The following is a 17,793-nucleotide window of genomic DNA, read 5'->3' on the forward strand; positions in this document are numbered from 1 at the left end:
CATCTGCGATAGTTGTCGCAGATAACACTTTCCGCTTGCATCCATGTCATCCGCTTCGGCGCAGCATCTCGGCGAAGTCCTCCAGCAGTCCTATGGCATCACCGCGACCGCTGTGGTGCCACGCCCGGTTGGCGCCGATGCCAACGCCAGCGTGTATCGCATCGATGCACGGCGCGGGCAGTGGTGGTTGAAATGCCGCAGCTACCAGGTGGCCCCAGCCGTCTGGGACACCCTGCATTGGCTGCGCGGCACGCTGGGTGTCGAGGAAATCGTTGCGCCCTGGCCGGCGCTGACCGGCGGGGCATCGGTGCAGCGCTGGGGCCTGCAGTTCACCCTGTTCCCGTATGTGGAAGGCCAGTCCGGTTTCGAGGCGGCATTGAGCCGCACGCAATGGCAACGGTTGGGCGAGGTGCTGCGGCGCCTGCACGAGGCGTGCCCGCCACCGGCGCTGCAGGAAGCGCTGCCAAGCATCCGGATGGAAACCGCAGCGCTGGAGACCGTCGGGCAGTGGCTGGCCGGCGAAGGCCTGGCTGCTGCCAAGGATGGGCTGGGCCGTGCCTTCGTCTCCGTCTGGGACCAGCAGCACGCGCGCATCGCGGCGCTGCACGCGCAGGCACTGCAGCTGCACGCGGCGTTGCAGGATGTGCCGGTGCGGCTGCACCTGTGCCACACCGACCTTCATGCCGGCAATCTGCTGATGGGCAATGACGGCGGCCTGCACCTGATCGACTGGGATGGCCTGTCGCTGGCACCGCGCGAGCGCGACCTGATGTTCATCGGTGGCGCTGTCGGCGGGCGCTGGGGCCGCGAGAACCCGTTGGGATTCGAGGAAGGCTATGGCAGCGACCGCGGCGACCCTCGCTGGATCGCCTGGTACCGTCACTGGCGCATCCTGCAGGACCTGATCGAGTTCCAGCAGGTCCTGCTGGGCAGCGATGGAGAGGACCGGTCGCCGCAGCTGCGCCGGCAGTCGCTGCATTTCCTCAGCGAACAGTTCGCCCCGGGCAATGTGTTCGACGCGGCCGAGCGGGTGTATCGCGCGCTGGATTAGGTTCTGCGCCGTTGCCAGGATCGCCCGGGTAGGGGCGACTGCTGGTCGGCTATTGCGCGCAGCGGGGGATTTTCCAGCTCCGAACGGAAAGCAGCCGACTAACAGTCGACTCTACCCAGGGCTTGTCCATCGAGGCGGTTCTCATTCGGCGGGCTTCGCCGCTGACGAGGCGGCTGCGCTGGCGGCGCGGCGCGAAAGTACGGCCTCGCGGTGGGCAATGTAGGCGTTGGCGGCGAGGATGATGCCGGCGCCGATGATCGTCCAGCGGTCCACGCTTTCGTTGAACAGCAGCCAGCCGAACAGCGTCACCAGCGGCAGCTGCAGGAAGCTGATCGGGGTCAGCGCCGAGACTTCACCCAGGCGCAGCGCCCGCGTCCACAACAGCTGGCCGATGGTGCCGAGCACGCCGGTGGCCAGCAGCCACAGCCAGGCCATGCCGCTCGGCCAGACCCAGACGAACAGCGCCGGAACCAGCGACAGCGGCACCCAGAACACGTAGGTGTAGAGCACCACGGTATCGGCGCTGTCGACGCGGGTCAGCTGCTTGATCTGGATCGCCACCAGCGAACTGAGCACCGCTGCGGCCACGGCGACCAGGCTGCCCGCGGTGAAGCCGGCGGTACCGGGTCGCACGATCACCAGCACACCGATGAAGCCGACCACGACTGCGGCCCAGCGGCGCACGCGCACGGTTTCACCCAGCCACAGCACGGCGGCAATCGTGACGAACAGCGGCGTGGAGTACGACAGCGACACCGCCTGCGCCAACGGCAGGTGGCCCAGTGCCCAGAACGCGCACAGCATCGAGCCCAGGCCAATCGCACTGCGCACGAAATAGCGCGGCAGCTGTTGCGTCTTCAGCGGAGCACGGCCTGGCCGCAGCAGCATCGGCAGCAACGCCAGCAAGCCGAAGGCATTGCGGAAGAACGCCACTTCCTGGGTTGGCACGTAGCGGGTGGCGTAGCGGATCGCGACCGCCATCAGGCCGAATGCCATCGTGCTGCCAAGCATCAGCAGCGCCGCCCGCATCGGGGCGCTTGGGGAAAGGGCGGGGGTGTTCACCACTGTGCGCCGAGCAGGCGGGGCTCCGGTTCGATCGGCACGCCGAACTTCTCCAGCACCGAGGCCGAAATGCGGCGCGCCAGCGCCAGCAGCTCAGCACCGCTGGCATTGCCGTGGTTGACCAGCACCAGCGCGTGGCTTGGCGCCACGCCGGCATCACCTTCGCGGAAGCCCTTCCAGCCGCAGGATTCGATCATCCAGGCAGCGGAGACCTTGCGCTTGTCGTCCTGCTCGGCCGGGAACACCGGCAGGTCGGGGAAGTGCTGCAGCAGCACGTCGACCTGTTCCAGCGGCAGTACCGGGTTCTTGAAGAAGCTGCCGGCGTTGCCCAGTACATCCGGGTCGGGCAGCTTGCGGCGGCGGATCGCGATCACGGCATTGGCCACGTCCACTGCGCTCGGCAGCTCCACGCCCTGTGCCTGCAGTTCCTCGCGGATGCCGGCGTAGTCCATGCGCAGATCATGCAGCAGTGGCAGCTTCAGTTCGATGGCGGAGATCAGATAGCGATCGGGTTGCTGCTTGAACACGCTGTCGCGGTAGGCGAAGCCACACTGTTCGTTGTCCAGCCGCACCCAGGCCTGCTCCTGGCAGTCCCACGCTTCGACCGCCTGGATGAACTCGCCGACCTGCGCGCCATAGGCACCGATGTTCTGGATCGGCGCGGCACCGGCCGTGCCGGGAATCAGGGCCAGGTTTTCGAGGCCAGACAGGCCTTCCTGCAGCGACCACATCACCAGGCCATGCCACGGCACGCCGGCACCGGCACGGATCACCGCATGGTCGGCGCGGTGTTCAAGGAAACTGATGTCACGGTTGCCGAACACCAGCACGGTGCCGGGCAGGTCCTCGGCGATCAGAACGTTGCTGCCGCTGCCCAGCACCAGCATCGGGCCGCTGGCCACCTCGGGCAAGGCCAGCACGTCCGGCAGCAGCGCGGCATCGTGCAGTTCCAGCAGCTGCGCGGCGCTGGCCTGCACATGGAAGGTATTCAGCGCCTGCAGCGGCGCATTGCGGGTGAGCGTCCAGCGCAGCGGGGCGTTGCCGTCGATGGTATCCATGGGCGCGCTCACAGCGGGGCCACCGCGCCGCGGCTCGGCGCTTCACGGCGGCGACGGATCGCCTCCACGCATTCGGAAACCAGCGCCGGTCCACGGAAGATCAGGCCGCTGTAGCACTGCACCAGTGCGGCACCGGCCGCCATCTTGGCTACCGCATCGGCGCCGGACAGGATGCCGCCGACGCCGACCAGCGGCACCGATTCGGGCAGGCGCGCGCGCAGGCGGCGCAGCACCAACGTGGACTGCTCCAGCACCGGTGCACCGGACAGGCCGCCAGCCTCATTGGCCAGCGGGTCGCCGGCCACCTTGCTGTGGTCGATGGTGGTGTTGGTGGCGATCACGCCGTCCACCTGCAGTTCGCCCAGCACGCGGGCGGCGGCGTCGATATCGCGTTCGCTGAGGTCCGGCGCCACCTTCACCAGCATCGGCACGCGTCGGCCGTGGCGGGCAGCAAGGTCTTCCTGGCGGTCGCGCAGCTGGCTGACCAGCTGGCGCAGCGCGGTCTCTTCCTGCAGCTCACGCAGGCCGGCGGTGTTGGGCGAGGAGATGTTGACGGTGATGTAATCGGCCAGCGGGTAGACCTTGTCCAGGCAGGCGATGTAATCGTCCACGGCCTGTTCGTTGGGGGTGTCCTTGTTCTTGCCGATGTTGATGCCGAGCAGGCCGCGGCGGTTGCGCGCGCGCTCGACGTTGCGCACCAGCGCGTCCACGCCCGCATTGTTGAAGCCCATGCGGTTGATGATCGCGTTGTGTTCCGGCAGGCGGAACAGGCGCGGTTGCGGATTGCCGGCCTGCGGGCGCGGGGTGATGGTGCCGATTTCGACGAAGCCGAAGCCGAGCGCGAACAGTGCATCGATGTGCTCGCCGTTCTTGTCCAGGCCGGCGGCCAGGCCGACCGGATTGGGGAAGGTCAGCCCGAACACCGTGCTGGGCATCGGCGCGATGCGTGCGGCCAGCAGCGGCGTGGTGCCGGTGCGATAGGCCAGGTCCAGTGCGGACAGGCCGAGGCCGTGGGCGCGCTCGGCGTCGAGCGAGAACAGGAAGGGGCGGGCAAGCGAATACATGCGTCGGTTCAGTCCAGCGTGCCGAGGAAGGCTCGGGTTCGATATTCAAAAGCGACCTGGCCGTCCACCGCATGGGCGGCGAACAGGTCCTGCAGAGCGTCGATCATCGCCGCGTGGCGGGGATGACCGGATTGGGGTGCGTAGGAGGAGGACAGCAGGCGCCCGCGCAGGGCGTCGAAGTCCAGATGCTGCACGTTCGGCAGCTCTACCCTGCCGCGCAGGCCGGGGCCGAACCAGGCCTGCATGGTGGCATCGTCCTGGTAGCGCTCGGCCACAGCGGTGTAGTCGGTGCCGTAGTCCAGCAGCAACTGTTCGTAGCCGATCAGGAACGGGCTGGCATCGAGCAGGCGCGAGTTCCAGTAGATCAGTGCCTGGCCACCGGGGCGCAGGATGCGCTGCCACTCGGCGCGCACCGCCACGGTGTCGAACCAATGGAAGGCCTGCGCGACGCTGACCAGATCGATGCTGGCGTCCTCCAAGCCGGTGGCCTCGGCACGGCCATCGACAGCGGAGAAGTCCGGATACTGCGGCGCCAGCCACTGTTCGGCGGCGGCGCGCATGGCAGCGTTGGGCTCGACCGCCACCAGCGGATGACCGCTGGCCAGAAACAGGCGACTGGAAATACCGGTGCCGGCGCCGATGTCGGCGACCACGGCCTCGCGGCTGACGCCCATCGGGCCATGCAGCCACTCCAACAGGGCGGGCGGATAATCGGGCCGATAGCGGACGTAGTCGGCGACGCGGCTGCTGAAGCGTTCAGTGCTGTCGGAGGCGGTCATGGCGTCAGTTCGACACTGCCGTCAGCCATGCCAGGCCGCCGAAGAACAGGATGAAGACCAGGATGGCGGCAAGCACGGCGCCGACCATGACCCAGCCCAGCACCAGGCCGGTAACGGCCAGGCCGTCGCCTTCCAGTTCATGCGGGCGGCGGCGGATCTCGGCGCGGGCCATGTGGCCGGTGATGATGGCGACGATGCTGGCCACGAAGGGCAGGACGGTCCAGCTGGCGATGCCCATGACCAGGCTGACCACGGCCAGGGCGCTTGTCTGTCGGGGTGCCACGCTCATCGGGTCCTCCTTGGCAGTGTGCACATGATAGTGCCTCTGCCCGGGCAATCCCATGGGCAGTGCCCTGTAGAGCCGAGCCCATGCTCGGCTGCCCCCTTGGGCTGATGCGGGATCGACCGCGTCTTGCGTGCAAGCCGAGCATGGGCTCGGCTTTACAAATTCAGCCCATCAACACCTGACCGCCATCCACGTTGAGCACACTGCCGGTAACCCAGCGCGCCAGTGGCGAGCACAGGAACAGGGCCGCGTCGGCTATCTCGCGCGGATGGCCGAAGCGGCCGAACGGGATCTTCGCCAGGGTGCCGTGGTACAGCGCTGGATCCTCGATGCGGCGACGGTCCCAGAGCCCGTCATCGAACTCGATCGAGCCCGGTGCGATGGCGTTGACCCGGATCCGGTCCTTGGCCAGTGCCAGCGCCTGCGAGGTGGTGTAGTGCGAAAGCGCGGCCTTGGCAGCGGCGTAGGGTGCGCCGCCGGGACGCGGCTGCTGCGCGGCAATCGACGACAGATTGAGGATGCAGGCATCGCCGGACGCACGCAGCCAGGGCAGGGCCAGGCGCGAGGCACGCACGGCCGCCATCAGGTCGATCTGCAGGCTGGCGGCCCAGCCCTCCTCATTGTCGGCCATGCCGTAGCCGGTGGCATTGTTGACGAGCACATCGATGCCGCCGAGGGCATCGGCGGCGGCCTGCAGCCAGGCCTGGATCTGGCCGGGATCGGCCAGATCGGTGGAAAACGCATGCAATGGCGTGCCCTGCGCCTGTGCATCGGCGCGCAGGGCCTCCAGGCCGGCCTGGCCGCGCGCGCAGACCGAGACCTGTGCACCGGCACCAGCAAAGGCCAGTGCCATTTCACGACCAATGCCCTTGCTGCCGCCGGCAATGAGCACGCGGCGGCCGCTGAGATCGAGGATCGGAGCCCCTGCGGGGATCCGACCCTGGGCACGGGTCAGATCCCCGGAGGGACTCTGACCCACAGACGTGTCCGCGTCGTTTGCCATCACAGGTCGAACTTGATGCCCTGCGCCAGCGGCAGCGAATCCGAATAGTTGATGGTGTTGGTCTGGCGGCGCATGTAGACCTTCCAGGCATCCGAACCGGACTCGCGGCCACCGCCGGTGTCCTTCTCGCCACCGAAGGCGCCGCCGATCTCCGCACCGGACGTGCCGATGTTGATGTTGGCGATGCCGCAGTCGCTGCCGGCGGCCGACAGGAACTTCTCGGCGGTCTTCAGGTTCTGGGTGAAGATCGAGGACGACAGGCCCTGCGGCACGCCGTTCTGCATGTCGATGGCTTCGTCGAGGGTGTCGTACGGCATCACGTACAGGATCGGTGCGAAGGTCTCGTGCTGGACCACGGCGTCGCTGTTCTTCAGGCCCGTGACGATTGCAGGCAGCACGAAGTTGCCGGCGCGGTCGATGCGGGTGCCGCCGGTCTCGATGGTGCCGCCGGCCGCCTTGGCCTGGGCGATGGCATCGAGGAACTGCTGCACGGCGCCTTCGCTGTTCAGCGGGCCCATCAGGTTGGCGGCATCGGTCGGGTCGCCGATCTTGCCTTCCACCTGCTTGTAGGCCTTGACCAGGGTGGCCAGCACGTCGGCGTAGATCGAGCGGTGCACGATCAGGCGGCGGGTGGTGGTGCAGCGCTGGCCGGCGGTACCCACGGCGCCGAACACGATGCCCGGCACCGCCAGCTTCAGGTCGGCGGTTTCGTCCAGGATGATCGCGTTGTTGCCGCCCAGTTCCAGCAGGCAGCGGCCGAGGCGGCGTGCGACCTTCTCGTTGACGGTGCGGCCGACCTGGGTCGAGCCGGTGAAGCTGATCAGCGGCACGCGGCGGTCATCGACCATCTTTTCCGACAGCGCGGTGCCGGCATCGTTGATCAGGAAGAAGATGTCCGGGAAGCCCGCTTCGCGCAGGGCATCGTTGCAGATCTTCAGCGAGGCGATGGCGGTCAGCGGCGTCTTGTTGGACGGCTTCCAGATGCACACGTCGCCACAGATCGCCGCCAGGAACGAGTTCCAGCTCCACACCGCGACCGGGAAGTTGAAGGCCGAGATGATGCCGACCAGCCCCAGCGGGTGGTACTGCTCGTACATGCGGTGGCCGGGGCGCTCGGAATGCATGGTGTAGCCGTACAGCATGCGGCTCTGGCCCACGGCGAAATCGGCGATGTCGATCATCTCCTGCACCTCGCCATCGCCTTCCGGCTTGCTCTTGCCCATTTCCAGGGCAACCAGCGAACCCAGGGCGTCCTTGTGCCTGCGCAGTGCTTCACCGCACAGGCGCACGGCTTCACCGCGGCGCGGCGCCGGCGTGGTACGCCAGACCTTGAAGGCTTCCTGGGCGCGGGCGACGACGGTCTCGTACTCGGCCTCAGTGGTGGCGCGGACCTGCGCAATCGGCTCGCCAGTGGTCGGGTTGACTGGGGTGATCAGCTCACCGCTGGTCGCGCTCGACCACTCCCCGTTGCCCAGGTACGTGCCAGCGTTGATCGCGTCCAGGCCAAGGGACTTGAGCAGCTCGGAAGACATGCAGACTCCTGTGTTTCGTTACGTTGTTTGGCGCCATCGCGGGCAGGTGGGAGACGCGATGAACTGAATCGCCGATGGTAGCAGAGCGCCCCGACCGGCCATGGTGCAACGCGCCAGGGGAACCGGGTGGAACATGAATGCTTGGAGGGCAGGGCACGTTGCCTGTAAACTTCCCGGCTGCATGGCCCCGTAGCTCAGCTGGATAGAGCGTCCCCCTCCTAAGGGGAAGGTCGCCCGTTCGAATCGGGCCGGGGTCACCATGTTCGCGGCGCCACGTCCGCGCGCTGCCCGCGAGGTCACTCGGATATGCTGGCGCCTCACCTCGCGATCCGGCCGCCATGGACCACCGCCTGCAGCCCGTGCAACCCCACGACTACGCGCTCATCGCCGGGTGGCTGGATTCGGCCGCAGGCACGCTGCGCTGGGCTGGACCGGGCGTGCCCTATCCACTGCGACCCGAGCAGTTCGAGCAGGTATTGCAGCTGCGCGAACGCCCGGGAAGGCTGCTGCTGGCAGAAAGCGGCCAGCGCGTGGGTTTCGGCCAGGCCTGGCGCACCCAGCCGGGTACGATGCATCTGGGCCGTCTGCTGGTTGCCCCGCAGGCGCGGGGCCGCGGCCTCGGGCGGTCGTTGGTACACGCGCTGATCGAGCAGGCGTTCCAGTCTGATGCCGTTGAACGGCTGACCTTGCGGGTCTATCGGAACAATGCCGCCGCGCTTGCGTTGTACCGGACCCTCGGCTTCGAGCCGGTGGACGCTGCATCAACGCCGGCGCTGCTGTTCATGCAGCGGGCCCGGCGCTGAGCATGGCCACGCAGGCCGGTACGCCTTCAGTCCTGCCTGAGCAGTTCAACCAGCTGGCGCAGGCGATAGGGCTTGGGCAGGAACTCCACCTGCTCCGGAAGCGGCGGCAGCTGCGAACGCGCATAGCCGGAGGACAGGATCATGCGTGCATGCGGCTGCTCACGCGCGACGTGCTCGCTGAGTTCGATGCCGGACATGCCGTTGGGCATGCTGACATCGCTGAACACCACGTCGAAGCGTGCGTCGCCCTTCAGCAACGCAGCCGCTTCATGCCCGTCGGCGGTGGTGGACACCTCGATGCCGAAATCGCGCAGGGCCATGCCGATCATCTCGCGCAGATCGTTCTGGTCCTCCACCATCAGTACGCGGATCGGGTCATCGGTCATGGGTAAATTCCTCGGTTGCGGGTAGCAGCAGGCTGACCGTGGTGCCGACACCGGGCGTGGTGGACACATCGACGAAGCCGCCGCTCTGGGTAGTGAATCCGAACACCTGGCTCAGGCCCAGGCCGCTGCCCTTGCCGATGTCCTTGGTGGTGAAGAAGGGCTCGCTGGCCCGCTCGGCGACGTCGGCGGCCATGCCGTGGCCTTCGTCGCAGACGCTGAGGGTGACATAGCCGCGTTGCAGCATGGTGTCCGCATCCGGATCGAGGCGATGTTCCAACGCGGTGCCGATCAGGATGCGGCCGCCATCGGCGGTGGCCTCCACGGCATTGGCCACCAGATTCGCCAAGGCGGTCTGGAGCTGCATCGCATCGGTGCTCACCTGCGGCAGGCCCGGGGTGAGATCGGCATCCAGTACCACCGTGGGCGGGCAGGCGCGTTGCAGGTCCGGCAGCCACTGCCGTACCAGCGCATTGATGTCCACCGATTCCCGGATCAGGGTCTGGCCGGTGCTGAAGGCCAGCAGCTGGCGGGTCAGCAGCGCGCCGCGGTCAGTGGCTGCCTGCGCGGCATCCAGCAGCTCGGCTGCGCGTGCATCGTCACTGCTGACACGCAGCGACAGCAGGTCCAGGGCGTTGCCGATGGTGGTCAGCAGGTTGTTGAACTCATGTGAGAGGCCGCGACTGAGCCGGCCGACCGTCTCGAACTGCTGGGTATTGCGCAGCGCACGCTGGGCATCGCGCAGCAGCCGCTGCGCTTGCCACTGCTCGGTGATGTCACGGGTGATCTTGACGAAGCCGAGCAGTTCGCCGGCTTCCACGACCGGTTCGATGACCACGCTGGCGCGGAACGACGATCCATCGCGGCGAACGCGCCAGCCCTCACTGGCGACATGCCCCTGCTGCGCTGCGACGCGAAGCAGGCGCTGCGGTTCGCCGGCCTCGCGGTCGGCGGCCAGGTAGAAGCGGCTGAAGTGCGTTCCCACCACCTCATCGGCTGAATAGCCTTTGATACGTTCGGCGCCCGGGTTCCAGCTGCACACGATGCCTTCAGGATCAAGCAGGTACAGCGCATGGTCGCGCACGCTGTCAATCAACAGTCGCAGTTGTCGGGAAGGGTCCGTCAGCACGGACGTCGTAGAAGCGGCTGCGTCCACGTATAAATAAGTGTTACCCCTGTGAGGGACGTGAAGCTAGGCACTCAAGTGTGAAGGATGCGTGCACACCTGACACGTGCCATTTGTCCTGTGCGGCTGAATGCGACACGGAGTACCATCTTCCACCCTTTGCCTTCTGGAACCGACCTGCATGCGTCCTGGTGCGACTACGCGTGACCGCTGGATCTGGATGACGTCCGCCGTGCTGCTGGCCGCGACCATCGTGTTGGAACTGGTCGTCCCGCTCGGCTATGCGGTATGGCTGGCCTACTTCCTCGCGGTCGGCGTGACGGTGTTCCAGCGCAGTGCACGCGCGCCGTTCGTGGTCGCGATGATCGCCTGTGTCCTGCTGGTGATCGGCTTCAACGTTGCGCCAGCCAGCAACAATTCGTCGTTCTCGCTAGTCAACCGTACCGTCGGTGGCTGCGCCTTCCTGATGATCGCACTGATCGTCTCGCGCGCGATCCAGGCCCGGCGCCAGGCGATGCGCGCGCTTTGGCTGCAGGAGGCCGAGAACGCGGTGGCGCTGAGCCTGCGCGGTGACCTTGGGCCGGAGCAGATCGCCGAGGCGGCAGCAGCAAGCCTGGCCGGGCAGCTGGATGCAGAGGTCGGTGCGGTCTATCGCCTGGACGGCGGCCGGCTGCAGCTGACCGGTGGCGTGGCGCTGCCCACTGGGACGCCGGCCTCCCTGGCCCTGCACGAAGGACTGGCCGGGCAGGTTGCGCGGGACGAACGCATCCGCCACCTGCACGGCGAAGACGCTGCCGTGCTCGAACTGCAGACCAGCCTGGGCCGGCTGCCGGTGCGCGAGCGCATCCTGGCGCCAATCAGCAGCGATGGTACGGTGGTCGGTGTCATCGAGCTGGGCCGCGCGCGGGCGGGTGAACAGCGTGATCTGGATCGCGAGCTGCTTGAGCGCTGCGCCGACACCATCGGCATGGCACTGCGCGCATCGCTGCTGCGTGCGCAGCTGGTGGTGCTGCTGGAAGAGTCGCAGCGCCAGGGCGAGGAGCTGCAGGCCCAGCAGGAAGAGCTGCGCGTGGCCAACGAGGAACTGGAAGAGCAGAGCCGCAGCCTGTTGCAGTCGCAGAGCCACCTGGAAGAACAGCAGGCTGAGCTGGAACAGAGCAACGTGCAGCTGGAAGAGCGCACCCACGAGCTGGAGGCGCAGAAGCAGGCACTGCTGGTTGCGCAGAGCCAGCTGGTGCGCAACAGCAACGAGCTGGCGGCGACCTCGCGCTACAAGTCCGAATTCCTGGCCAACATGTCGCACGAGCTGCGCACGCCGCTGAACAGCTCGCTGATCCTGGCCAAGCTGCTGGCCGACAACAAGGACGGCACGCTGACCGAGGAACAGGTGAAGTACGCGCGTGCGATCCTGTCGTCCAACAACGACCTGCTGGCGCTGATCAACGACATCCTCGACCTGTCGCGCATCGAGGCCGGCCATGTCGAACTGTCCGATGAAGTGGTGGTGGTCGAGAGCGCGCTGCAGCGGCTGCGCGAGACGTTCGAGCCGATGGCGCGGCAGAAGGGCCTCGCCCTGCAGATCGAAGCCGACGCCCTGGCACCAACCCAGATGGTGGTTGACAGCCAGCGGCTGCAGCAGATCCTGAAGAACCTGCTGGCCAACGCGGTGAAGTTCACCGAGCATGGCAAGGTCAGCCTGCACGTGCGTGCCGGCGGCAACGGCCGCATCCGGTTCGAGGTCTGTGACACCGGCATCGGCATTGCCCGCGAGCAGCTGGATGTCATCTTCGAAGCGTTCCGCCAGGCCGATGGCAGCACCCGCCGTCGCTACGGCGGTACCGGCCTGGGCCTGTCGATCTCGCGCGATCTGGCCGAGCGCATGGGCGGCGGCATCCAGGTCGACAGTGAGCCCGGGCGCGGCAGCTGCTTCATCCTGGAGCTGCCGTTGCAGGGTGCGCCCGCGGCGAGCGCAGCCGACGCTGCCGAGGTTCCCGTGGCTGCGCCGCCGACGGCGCCGGCCGTGCTGCCGGCCGCGCCCGCACGCGCTGCGACCGCGGCAGCGCCGGTCACTGCGATGGCCGGCGTAGCCGACGACCGCGGTCGCCGCCAGCGTGCCGGGCGCCTGATCCTGGCGGTCGAGGACGATGCCACGTTCGCCGAAGCGCTGGTGGCGCTGGCCCATGAACTGGACTTCGACTGCGTGGTGGCGGGCACGGCGGAAGAGGCGCTGGCGCTGGCCAGCGAACTGCGGCCGAACGGCATCCTGCTCGATATCGGCCTGCCGGACGTGTCGGGGCTGAGCGTGCTGGAACGCCTGAAGCGCAACCCGGACACGCGCCACATCCCGGTGCATGTGGTCTCGGCCACGGACCGCAGCCAGGTGGCGCGTGAGCTGGGCGCGATCGGTTTTGCGATCAAGCCGACCACGCGCGAGCGGCTGGTGACGGCCATCGAACAGCTGGAACAGACCAGCCAGCGCGACATGCGGCGGCTGCTGATCGTGGAGGACGACAACGAGCTGCGCCACAACCTGGAACTGTTGCTGGGCCGCGACCAGCTGCAGATCGTCGCCGTAGGCACTCTGGCCGGCGCACTGGAACAGCTCAGTACGGTCACGTTCGACTGCATGGTGATGGACCTGTCGCTGCCCGACGGCAGTGGCTACGACCTGCTCGAGCACATGGCCGGCAACGACGATGTCGGTTTCCCGCCGGTGATCGTCTATACCGGCCGCGCACTCAGCCGCGAGGAAGAGCAGCGACTGCGCCGCTATTCCAAGAGCATCATCATCAAGGGCGCGCGTTCGCCCGAGCGCCTGCTGGACGAGGTGACCCTGTTCCTGCACAGCGTGGAGGCCAACCTGCCCAGCGACCAGCAGCGCCTGCTGCGCGAGGCCCGCCGTCGCGACACCGTGCTCGACGGTCGGACGGTGCTGCTGGCCGAGGACGACGTGCGCAACATCTTCGCACTGTCCAGCGTGCTCGAACCCCTCGGCGTCACGCTGGAGATCGCGCGCAATGGACAGGAAGCGGTGGATCGGCTGGCCGAGCGCGAGGTCGACCTGGTGCTGATGGACATCATGATGCCGGAGAAGGATGGCCTTGCTGCGATGCGCGAAATCCGCGCGCAGCGCCACCTGCGGGACCTGCCGATCATCGCGCTGACCGCCAAGGCCATGCCGGACGACCGTGAGCGCTGCCTGCAGGCCGGCGCCAACGACTACATCGCCAAACCCATCGACGTCGACAAGCTGGTCTCGCTGTGCCGGGTCTGGTGCTCGCGGCAATGAACGAGCAGGCCCTGTTCGACCTCGAGCTGAAGGTGCTGCTGGAAGCGCTTTACCAGCGCTACCACTACGATTTCCGCAGTTATGCGGTGTCGTCGCTGCGTCGGCGGATCCGCCAGGCCATGCAGCGCTATGAGTGCGAGCGGCTGGCCGACCTGCAGCACCGCCTGCTGCACGAGCCGGACCTGTTCGCGCAGGCGATGCAGTTCTTCACCGTGCAGGTCTCGGAGATGTTCCGCGACCCGGCCTATTTCCGTGAGCTGCGCGAGCAGGTGGTGCCGGTGCTGCGCACCTACCCGTCGGTGAAGCTGTGGGTGGCCGGTTGCAGTACCGGCGAGGAAGTGTGGTCGCTGGCGATCCTGTTGCACGAGGAAGGCCTGCTGGAGCGCAGCATCGTCTACGCCACCGACATCAATCCGGCTGCCCTGGCCACCGCCGAGGCCGGCGCCTATGGCATCGACCGGATGGCCCAGTTCAGCCGGAACTACCTGGCGGCCGGTGGCAGCGCCTCGCTGTCTGACTACTACGCCACAGCCTACGATGGCGCGGTGTTCGATCGCCAGTTGCGCCGCAACGTGGTGTTCGCCGACCACAGCTTGGCCACCGACACCGTGTTCTCCGAGGTGCATCTGGTGTCGTGCCGCAATGTGCTGATCTATTTCAACCGCGATCTGCAGGACCGCGCGGTGGGCCTGTTCCGTGAAGCGCTGGTGCATCGCGGCTTCCTTGGCCTGGGCAGCAAGGAGTCGCTGCAGTTCGGGCGCCACCACGGCGCGTTCGAGACCTGCTCGCGGGAGCATCGCCTGTACCGGAAGGTTGCCTGATGGCACCGCCGACACGACCGGCCGTGCTGGTGATCGGGGCCTCGGCGGGTGGGGTCGCGGCGCTGCAGGCGGTGCTCGGCGCGCTGCCTGCGGCTCTGCCGGCGCCGGTGCTGGCCGTGCTGCACCTTCCGCGCGATCGCAGCAGCCGCATCGCCGACGTGCTGGCGCCGTACTGCGCGCTGCCGGTGCGCGAGGCCGAAGACAAGCAGCCGCTGCAGCCTGGCACGGTGACCTTTGCGCCACCGGACTATCACCTGCTGGTGGAAGACGCCGGTTCGCTGGCGTTGTCGGTGGACGCACCGGTGCTGTTTTCCCGCCCGGCCATCGATCCATTGTTCGAGTCGGCTGCGGCCGTGTTCGGCGCGCAGGTACTGGCCCTGCTGCTGACCGGTGCCAGCAGCGATGGTAGTGAAGGGGTGGCCGCGGTGCGCGCCGCCGGCGGCCGCGCCTGGCTGCAATGTCCCGAGGAGGCCGAGGCATCGATGATGCCGGCCTCCGCCCTGCAGCACGCCGGCGCCGATGCCGTGCTGCCCCTCGAACTGATGTGCCGTCGCCTGAAGGAGCTGTTTGCATGAACCTGTTGCCGCCGGACCCTGCGCAGTCGCAGACCCCGGTCAACCTGCTGATCGTCGATGACGTGCCGCAGAACCTGGTGGCCATGCAGGCGCTGCTGCAGCGCGAAGGCGTGAACCTGCTGCTGGCGGGCTCGGGCGCGCAGGCGCTGGAACTGCTGCTCGAGCATGAGGTGGCGCTTGCCCTGCTGGACGTGCACATGCCGGAGATCGATGGCTTCACCCTGGCCGAGCTGATGCGCGGTTCACACCGCAGCCGGGATGTGCCGATCATCTTCCTGACCGCCTCGCCGGACGACCCGCTGCGCGCGTTCAAGGGCTACGAAACCGGCGCGGTCGACTTCCTGCACAAGCCGGTGGCGCCGCAGGTGATCCTGAGCAAGGTCAATGTCTTCATCGAGCTGTACCAGCAGCGGCAGCTGCTGAAGGCGCGCAACGAGGCGCTGGAGCGCTCGCTCAAGCTCAACGAGACGATGGCGGCGGTGCTCACCCACGATCTGCGCACGCCGCTGTCGGCGATCCTGCTGTGTGCCGACAAGCTGGCGCTGGAGCTTCCTGCGGGCAATGACGGCGCGCAGCAGACCCTGAAGCACCTGGAGGCCAGCACGCTGCGCATGGCGCGCATGGTCGAGCAGCTGCTGGACTTTTCGCGGATCCGCAGCGGCGGGCTGCGCCTGCAGGCCAGCGCCTGTGATCTTGCCGAGGTCACGCGTGCGGTGGTGGCCGAAGCGGGCAGCGCCCACGGCCACGCACGGCTGCATCTGGATATGCAGGGCGATACACGCCTGCAGGGTGATCTGGATCGGCTGGGTCAGGTTGCCGCCAACCTGATCGGCAATGCGCTCACCCATGGCAGTGAGGCGCGGGTGGAGGTGGACGGCCGTGATCCGCGCAGCGTGCTGCTGCGGGTGAGCAACGCGGGACGGATCGACGACGCGCTGCTGCCGCGCCTGTTCGAGCCGTTCAAGGCCAGCTTCCATCCCAGCAATGGCCTGGGGTTGGGCCTGTATATCGTCGATCAGTTCGTGCGCGCGCACGGCGGGCATATCGCAGCGCGCAATGAAGCCGGTCAGGTGGTGTTCGAAGCCCGGTTGCCGAGGCGCGTAGAGGCGCTGCCGGCGGCCGCTACCTGAATTCTTCAGGAAACACCCGCGGGCGCTGAGACGGACTCGTCCGCAGCTGCTACCGTGGCTGTACATCTTGTCAAGGAAGCGCCATGCCACTGCGTGCCATCGCCTACGTCAGCCAGTCGCTGCCGGATCTTTCCGCTGAACGGCTGCGGGCGCTGGTCGATGATGCAGCCCGTTTCAACAAGATGGCGGGCGTGACCGGTGTGCTGCTGCATGACGGCGGGCGATTCCTGCAGTACATCGAAGGGCCGCCGGATGGTATCGATTCGGTGTACGAACGCATCCTGCAGGCCGGTAGCCATATCGACATCATCGAACTGGCGCGTGGCCGCCTCGGCCAGCGCCAGTTTCCGTACTGGTCGATGCGCGCGTTGCCGGTGGAGGAGGCGCTGCTGCGGCAACTGTCTTCCAGCGACTGGTCAGGTTTCACCCGCGCGTTGCATGGTGACCTGTCGGCGCCGACCCCGGTGGATCTGCTCGATCAGGTCGTGCAACCGGTGCTGCACGCAGGTTGAACCTGCGTGGAAGGTTCAGCGCGCTGCACTTCCGCAGTACGCCGCGTGCAACGCCTGCAATACGCCCAGCGCCGGCCCTTCCACTACCCGGTAGTGGATCGACTGCGCTTCGCGCCGGGTCGCGACGATGCCAAGTCCGCGCAGCACCGCCAGATGCTGGGACAGCGCTGATGCGCTGAGCCCGGTCAGTGCCTGCAGTTCCGGTACTGGCGCCTCGCCTTCGACCAGCCGGCACAGCACGCGCAGCCGTGCAGGATGGGCCAGGCTTTTGAGCAGCGCAGCGGCCTGGGCGGCATGCCCGGCCATCGCGGCACTGTCGAGCTCGATGCGGGTCATGGTTGACCTTTTGTTTTAGAAGAAGCTAATTTAGACAAAGCTAATTCAAAAGGCAAGCGAATGAACGGAACAAGTGGAGGCAGGTCATGACCGTGCCGTGGGCCGCCGTCGCGGGGGGCGCATTGATCGGTGCGGCGGCGGTGGTGTTGCTGGCAACCACGGGCCGGGTAGCCGGCATCAGCGGCATCGCCGCTGGCAGCGTGCGCGCAACGCCGGGCGATCGCGGCTGGCGCTGGGCATTCCTGCTCAGCCTGCTTGCCGCTGGCGGGGGTGTGCTGTACTGGCAGGCCGTGCCAGGCCAAGCGCCCCGCGACCTGTTGCGTGACGCCTTGCCGGCGTGGCAGCTGGTTGGCGCCGGCCTGCTGGTCGGATTCGGTACGCGGTTGGGCAACGGCTGCACCAGTGGTCATGGGGTGTGCGGCTTGGCCCGCGGCTCAATGCGGTCACTGCTGGCGGTGGTGGTGTTCATGGCCTGCGCAATGTTGACCACATTCCTGATCCGTCATGGCGGCGGCTTCGCATGAGCCGCGTGATGGTGGCCGCCGGCGCGGCAGGGGCGCTGTTCGGCGCGGGCCTGGCGCTGGCCGGCATGACCGATCCGCGCCGCGTCCTCGGTTTCCTCGACATCGCCGGCGATTTCGATCCCACCTTGGCCTGGGTGCTGGCCTCGGCACTGCTGGTCAGCGCGGTCGGCCAGCGCTGGGTGCTGCGGCGCCCGCGGCCGTCATGCGCAACGGGCTTCCAACTGCCCGCTGCGCGCGCTGTCGATGTACGCCTCGTGCTGGGCGCGGCATTGTTCGGAATGGGTTGGGGATGGGCAGGCTATTGCCCGGGCCCTGCCATCGCCGGGCTGGCGGTGGGATCGCGCGAAGCGCTTTGGTTGGTGCCGGCGATGCTTGCAGGTTTCTGGCTGCACGATCGCCTGGTTCGCCCGGGCTTCACCGCTGTGTCACCCTGAATCGCGTCATATCCACGGATCACGG

At 67.5% G+C, this 17,793-nt stretch carries 18 protein-coding genes, 1 tRNA gene and 1 pseudogene; 10 read left to right on the forward strand and 10 right to left on the reverse strand.

What is annotated here, in order from left to right; all coding sequences use genetic code 11:
* Window positions 1-43 precede the first annotated feature (43 nt).
* Window positions 44-1,051: a phosphotransferase gene (locus ACUDTM_RS01585; protein ID WP_445391085.1), complete on the forward strand. Its 1,008-nt coding sequence runs from the start codon at window positions 44-46 to the stop codon at window positions 1,049-1,051.
* Between the two features lie 141 nt (window positions 1,052-1,192).
* Here ACUDTM_RS01585 and ACUDTM_RS01590 read toward each other — a convergent pair whose 3' ends face one another.
* The 7 genes from ACUDTM_RS01590 to amaB form a co-directional block, all read right to left on the reverse strand.
* Window positions 1,193-2,080 carry a DMT family transporter gene (locus ACUDTM_RS01590; protein WP_005416295.1) on the reverse strand — a complete coding sequence of 296 codons (888 nt, stop codon included), beginning with the start codon at window positions 2,078-2,080 and terminating at the stop codon, window positions 1,193-1,195.
* 29 nt (window positions 2,081-2,109) lie between these two features.
* Window positions 2,110-3,171: a UDP-N-acetylmuramate dehydrogenase gene (gene murB, locus ACUDTM_RS01595; RefSeq protein WP_072168930.1), complete on the reverse strand. Its 1,062-nt coding sequence runs from the start codon at window positions 3,169-3,171 to the stop codon at window positions 2,110-2,112.
* Window positions 3,172-3,179: 8 nt separating this feature from the next.
* The gene (locus ACUDTM_RS01600) at window positions 3,180-4,235 is read right to left on the reverse strand and encodes a quinone-dependent dihydroorotate dehydrogenase (RefSeq protein WP_061477858.1); all 1,056 of its coding nucleotides are present in this window, start codon (window positions 4,233-4,235) and stop codon (window positions 3,180-3,182) included.
* 8 nt (window positions 4,236-4,243) lie between these two features.
* Entirely contained in the window at window positions 4,244-5,014 is a 771-nt protein-coding gene (locus tag ACUDTM_RS01605; protein WP_065197022.1) for a class I SAM-dependent methyltransferase, read from the reverse strand.
* A 4-nt stretch (window positions 5,015-5,018) separates the two neighbouring features.
* Entirely contained in the window at window positions 5,019-5,303 is a 285-nt protein-coding gene (locus tag ACUDTM_RS01610; RefSeq protein WP_445391086.1) for a DUF4190 domain-containing protein, read from the reverse strand.
* Between the two features lie 160 nt (window positions 5,304-5,463).
* Window positions 5,464-6,303 (reverse strand): SDR family NAD(P)-dependent oxidoreductase, encoded by an 840-nt coding sequence (locus tag ACUDTM_RS01615; RefSeq protein ID WP_072168929.1) that lies wholly within the window; start codon window positions 6,301-6,303, stop codon window positions 5,464-5,466.
* Window positions 6,303-7,835, reverse strand: coding sequence for an L-piperidine-6-carboxylate dehydrogenase (gene amaB, locus ACUDTM_RS01620; RefSeq protein ID WP_005416301.1), 1,533 nt, complete (start codon window positions 7,833-7,835; stop codon window positions 6,303-6,305). Before amaB ends, ACUDTM_RS01615 begins: the two co-directional genes overlap by 1 nt.
* A 183-nt stretch (window positions 7,836-8,018) precedes the next feature.
* Between amaB and ACUDTM_RS01625 the strand changes: the two genes are divergently transcribed.
* Together ACUDTM_RS01625 and ACUDTM_RS01630 are read left to right on the forward strand one after the other, a co-directional pair.
* Window positions 8,019-8,095 (forward strand) — tRNA-Arg (locus ACUDTM_RS01625).
* Between the two features lie 78 nt (window positions 8,096-8,173).
* The gene (locus ACUDTM_RS01630; RefSeq protein WP_088497306.1) at window positions 8,174-8,638 is read left to right on the forward strand and encodes a GNAT family N-acetyltransferase; all 465 of its coding nucleotides are present in this window, start codon (window positions 8,174-8,176) and stop codon (window positions 8,636-8,638) included.
* A 26-nt stretch (window positions 8,639-8,664) separates the two neighbouring features.
* Here ACUDTM_RS01630 and ACUDTM_RS01635 read toward each other — a convergent pair whose 3' ends face one another.
* On the reverse strand, window positions 8,665-9,024 hold the full coding sequence (locus ACUDTM_RS01635; RefSeq protein ID WP_069139920.1) for a response regulator: 360 nt from the start codon (window positions 9,022-9,024) through the stop codon (window positions 8,665-8,667).
* Window positions 9,014-10,177, reverse strand: a complete 1,164-nt coding sequence (locus ACUDTM_RS01640) for a two-component system sensor histidine kinase NtrB (protein WP_404830531.1) — start codon at window positions 10,175-10,177, stop codon at window positions 9,014-9,016. Before ACUDTM_RS01640 ends, ACUDTM_RS01635 begins: the two co-directional genes overlap by 11 nt.
* Before the next feature lie 151 nt (window positions 10,178-10,328).
* Between ACUDTM_RS01640 and ACUDTM_RS01645 the strand changes: the two genes are divergently transcribed.
* The 5 genes from ACUDTM_RS01645 to ACUDTM_RS01665 all read left to right on the forward strand — a co-directional run bounded on the left by ACUDTM_RS01645 (window position 10,329) and on the right by ACUDTM_RS01665 (window position 16,474).
* On the forward strand, window positions 10,329-13,436 hold the full coding sequence (locus ACUDTM_RS01645; protein ID WP_088497308.1) for a response regulator: 3,108 nt from the start codon (window positions 10,329-10,331) through the stop codon (window positions 13,434-13,436).
* Window positions 13,433-14,257, forward strand: coding sequence for a CheR family methyltransferase (locus ACUDTM_RS01650; RefSeq protein WP_053499919.1), 825 nt, complete (start codon window positions 13,433-13,435; stop codon window positions 14,255-14,257). Before ACUDTM_RS01645 ends, ACUDTM_RS01650 begins: the two co-directional genes overlap by 4 nt.
* Complete coding sequence (locus ACUDTM_RS01655) at window positions 14,257-14,832, forward strand: chemotaxis protein CheB (protein WP_053499917.1); 576 nt, start codon at window positions 14,257-14,259, stop codon at window positions 14,830-14,832. Before ACUDTM_RS01650 ends, ACUDTM_RS01655 begins: the two co-directional genes overlap by 1 nt.
* A complete protein-coding gene (locus tag ACUDTM_RS01660) occupies window positions 14,829-15,962 on the forward strand; it encodes a hybrid sensor histidine kinase/response regulator (RefSeq protein WP_252744537.1) in 1,134 nt (377 codons plus the stop codon). Before ACUDTM_RS01655 ends, ACUDTM_RS01660 begins: the two co-directional genes overlap by 4 nt.
* An 83-nt stretch (window positions 15,963-16,045) precedes the next feature.
* Window positions 16,046-16,474, forward strand: a complete 429-nt coding sequence (locus tag ACUDTM_RS01665; protein WP_252744536.1) for a BLUF domain-containing protein — start codon at window positions 16,046-16,048, stop codon at window positions 16,472-16,474.
* 15 nt (window positions 16,475-16,489) lie between these two features.
* Here ACUDTM_RS01665 and ACUDTM_RS01670 read toward each other — a convergent pair whose 3' ends face one another.
* Window positions 16,490-16,810, reverse strand: a complete 321-nt coding sequence (locus tag ACUDTM_RS01670) for an ArsR/SmtB family transcription factor (RefSeq protein WP_353761892.1) — start codon at window positions 16,808-16,810, stop codon at window positions 16,490-16,492.
* 80 nt (window positions 16,811-16,890) lie between these two features.
* On the opposite strand from ACUDTM_RS01670, the pseudogene ACUDTM_RS01675 reads away from it, so the two are divergent.
* Window positions 16,891-17,334: pseudogene (locus tag ACUDTM_RS01675) on the forward strand (YeeE/YedE family protein); the annotation flags it as partial.
* A complete protein-coding gene (locus tag ACUDTM_RS01680; RefSeq protein WP_445391087.1) occupies window positions 17,331-17,768 on the forward strand; it encodes a DUF6691 family protein in 438 nt (145 codons plus the stop codon). The pseudogene ACUDTM_RS01675 and the gene ACUDTM_RS01680, both read left to right, overlap by 4 nt.
* Window positions 17,769-17,793: the final 25 nt, after the last annotated feature.

This window comes from Stenotrophomonas maltophilia group sp. vghtpe118, assembly GCF_052605195.1.

Bases quoted from the DNA above. Each gene is read 5' to 3' on its own strand.
- ACUDTM_RS01590 (WP_005416295.1), bottom strand. From the start codon at position 2,080: ATGCGGGCGGCGCTGCTGATGCTTGGCAGCACGATGGCATTCGGCCTG.
- ACUDTM_RS01665 (WP_252744536.1), top strand. From the start codon at position 16,046: ATGCCACTGCGTGCCATCGCCTACGTCAGCCAGTCGCTGCCGGATCTT.
- ACUDTM_RS01605 (WP_065197022.1), bottom strand. From the start codon at position 5,014: ATGACCGCCTCCGACAGCACTGAACGCTTCAGCAGCCGCGTCGCCGAC.
- ACUDTM_RS01610 (WP_445391086.1), bottom strand. From the start codon at position 5,303: ATGAGCGTGGCACCCCGACAGACAAGCGCCCTGGCCGTGGTCAGCCTG.
- ACUDTM_RS01630 (WP_088497306.1), top strand. From the start codon at position 8,174: ATGGACCACCGCCTGCAGCCCGTGCAACCCCACGACTACGCGCTCATC.
- ACUDTM_RS01635 (WP_069139920.1), bottom strand. From the start codon at position 9,024: ATGACCGATGACCCGATCCGCGTACTGATGGTGGAGGACCAGAACGAT.
- ACUDTM_RS01680 (WP_445391087.1), top strand. From the start codon at position 17,331: ATGAGCCGCGTGATGGTGGCCGCCGGCGCGGCAGGGGCGCTGTTCGGC.
- ACUDTM_RS01660 (WP_252744537.1), top strand. From the start codon at position 14,829: ATGAACCTGTTGCCGCCGGACCCTGCGCAGTCGCAGACCCCGGTCAAC.
- ACUDTM_RS01585 (WP_445391085.1), top strand. From the start codon at position 44: ATGTCATCCGCTTCGGCGCAGCATCTCGGCGAAGTCCTCCAGCAGTCC.
- ACUDTM_RS01645 (WP_088497308.1), top strand. From the start codon at position 10,329: ATGCGTCCTGGTGCGACTACGCGTGACCGCTGGATCTGGATGACGTCC.
- ACUDTM_RS01670 (WP_353761892.1), bottom strand. From the start codon at position 16,810: ATGACCCGCATCGAGCTCGACAGTGCCGCGATGGCCGGGCATGCCGCC.
- ACUDTM_RS01600 (WP_061477858.1), bottom strand. From the start codon at position 4,235: ATGTATTCGCTTGCCCGCCCCTTCCTGTTCTCGCTCGACGCCGAGCGC.
- ACUDTM_RS01650 (WP_053499919.1), top strand. From the start codon at position 13,433: ATGAACGAGCAGGCCCTGTTCGACCTCGAGCTGAAGGTGCTGCTGGAA.
- amaB (WP_005416301.1), bottom strand. From the start codon at position 7,835: ATGTCTTCCGAGCTGCTCAAGTCCCTTGGCCTGGACGCGATCAACGCT.
- murB (WP_072168930.1), bottom strand. From the start codon at position 3,171: ATGGATACCATCGACGGCAACGCCCCGCTGCGCTGGACGCTCACCCGC.
- ACUDTM_RS01655 (WP_053499917.1), top strand. From the start codon at position 14,257: ATGGCACCGCCGACACGACCGGCCGTGCTGGTGATCGGGGCCTCGGCG.
- ACUDTM_RS01615 (WP_072168929.1), bottom strand. From the start codon at position 6,303: ATGGCAAACGACGCGGACACGTCTGTGGGTCAGAGTCCCTCCGGGGAT.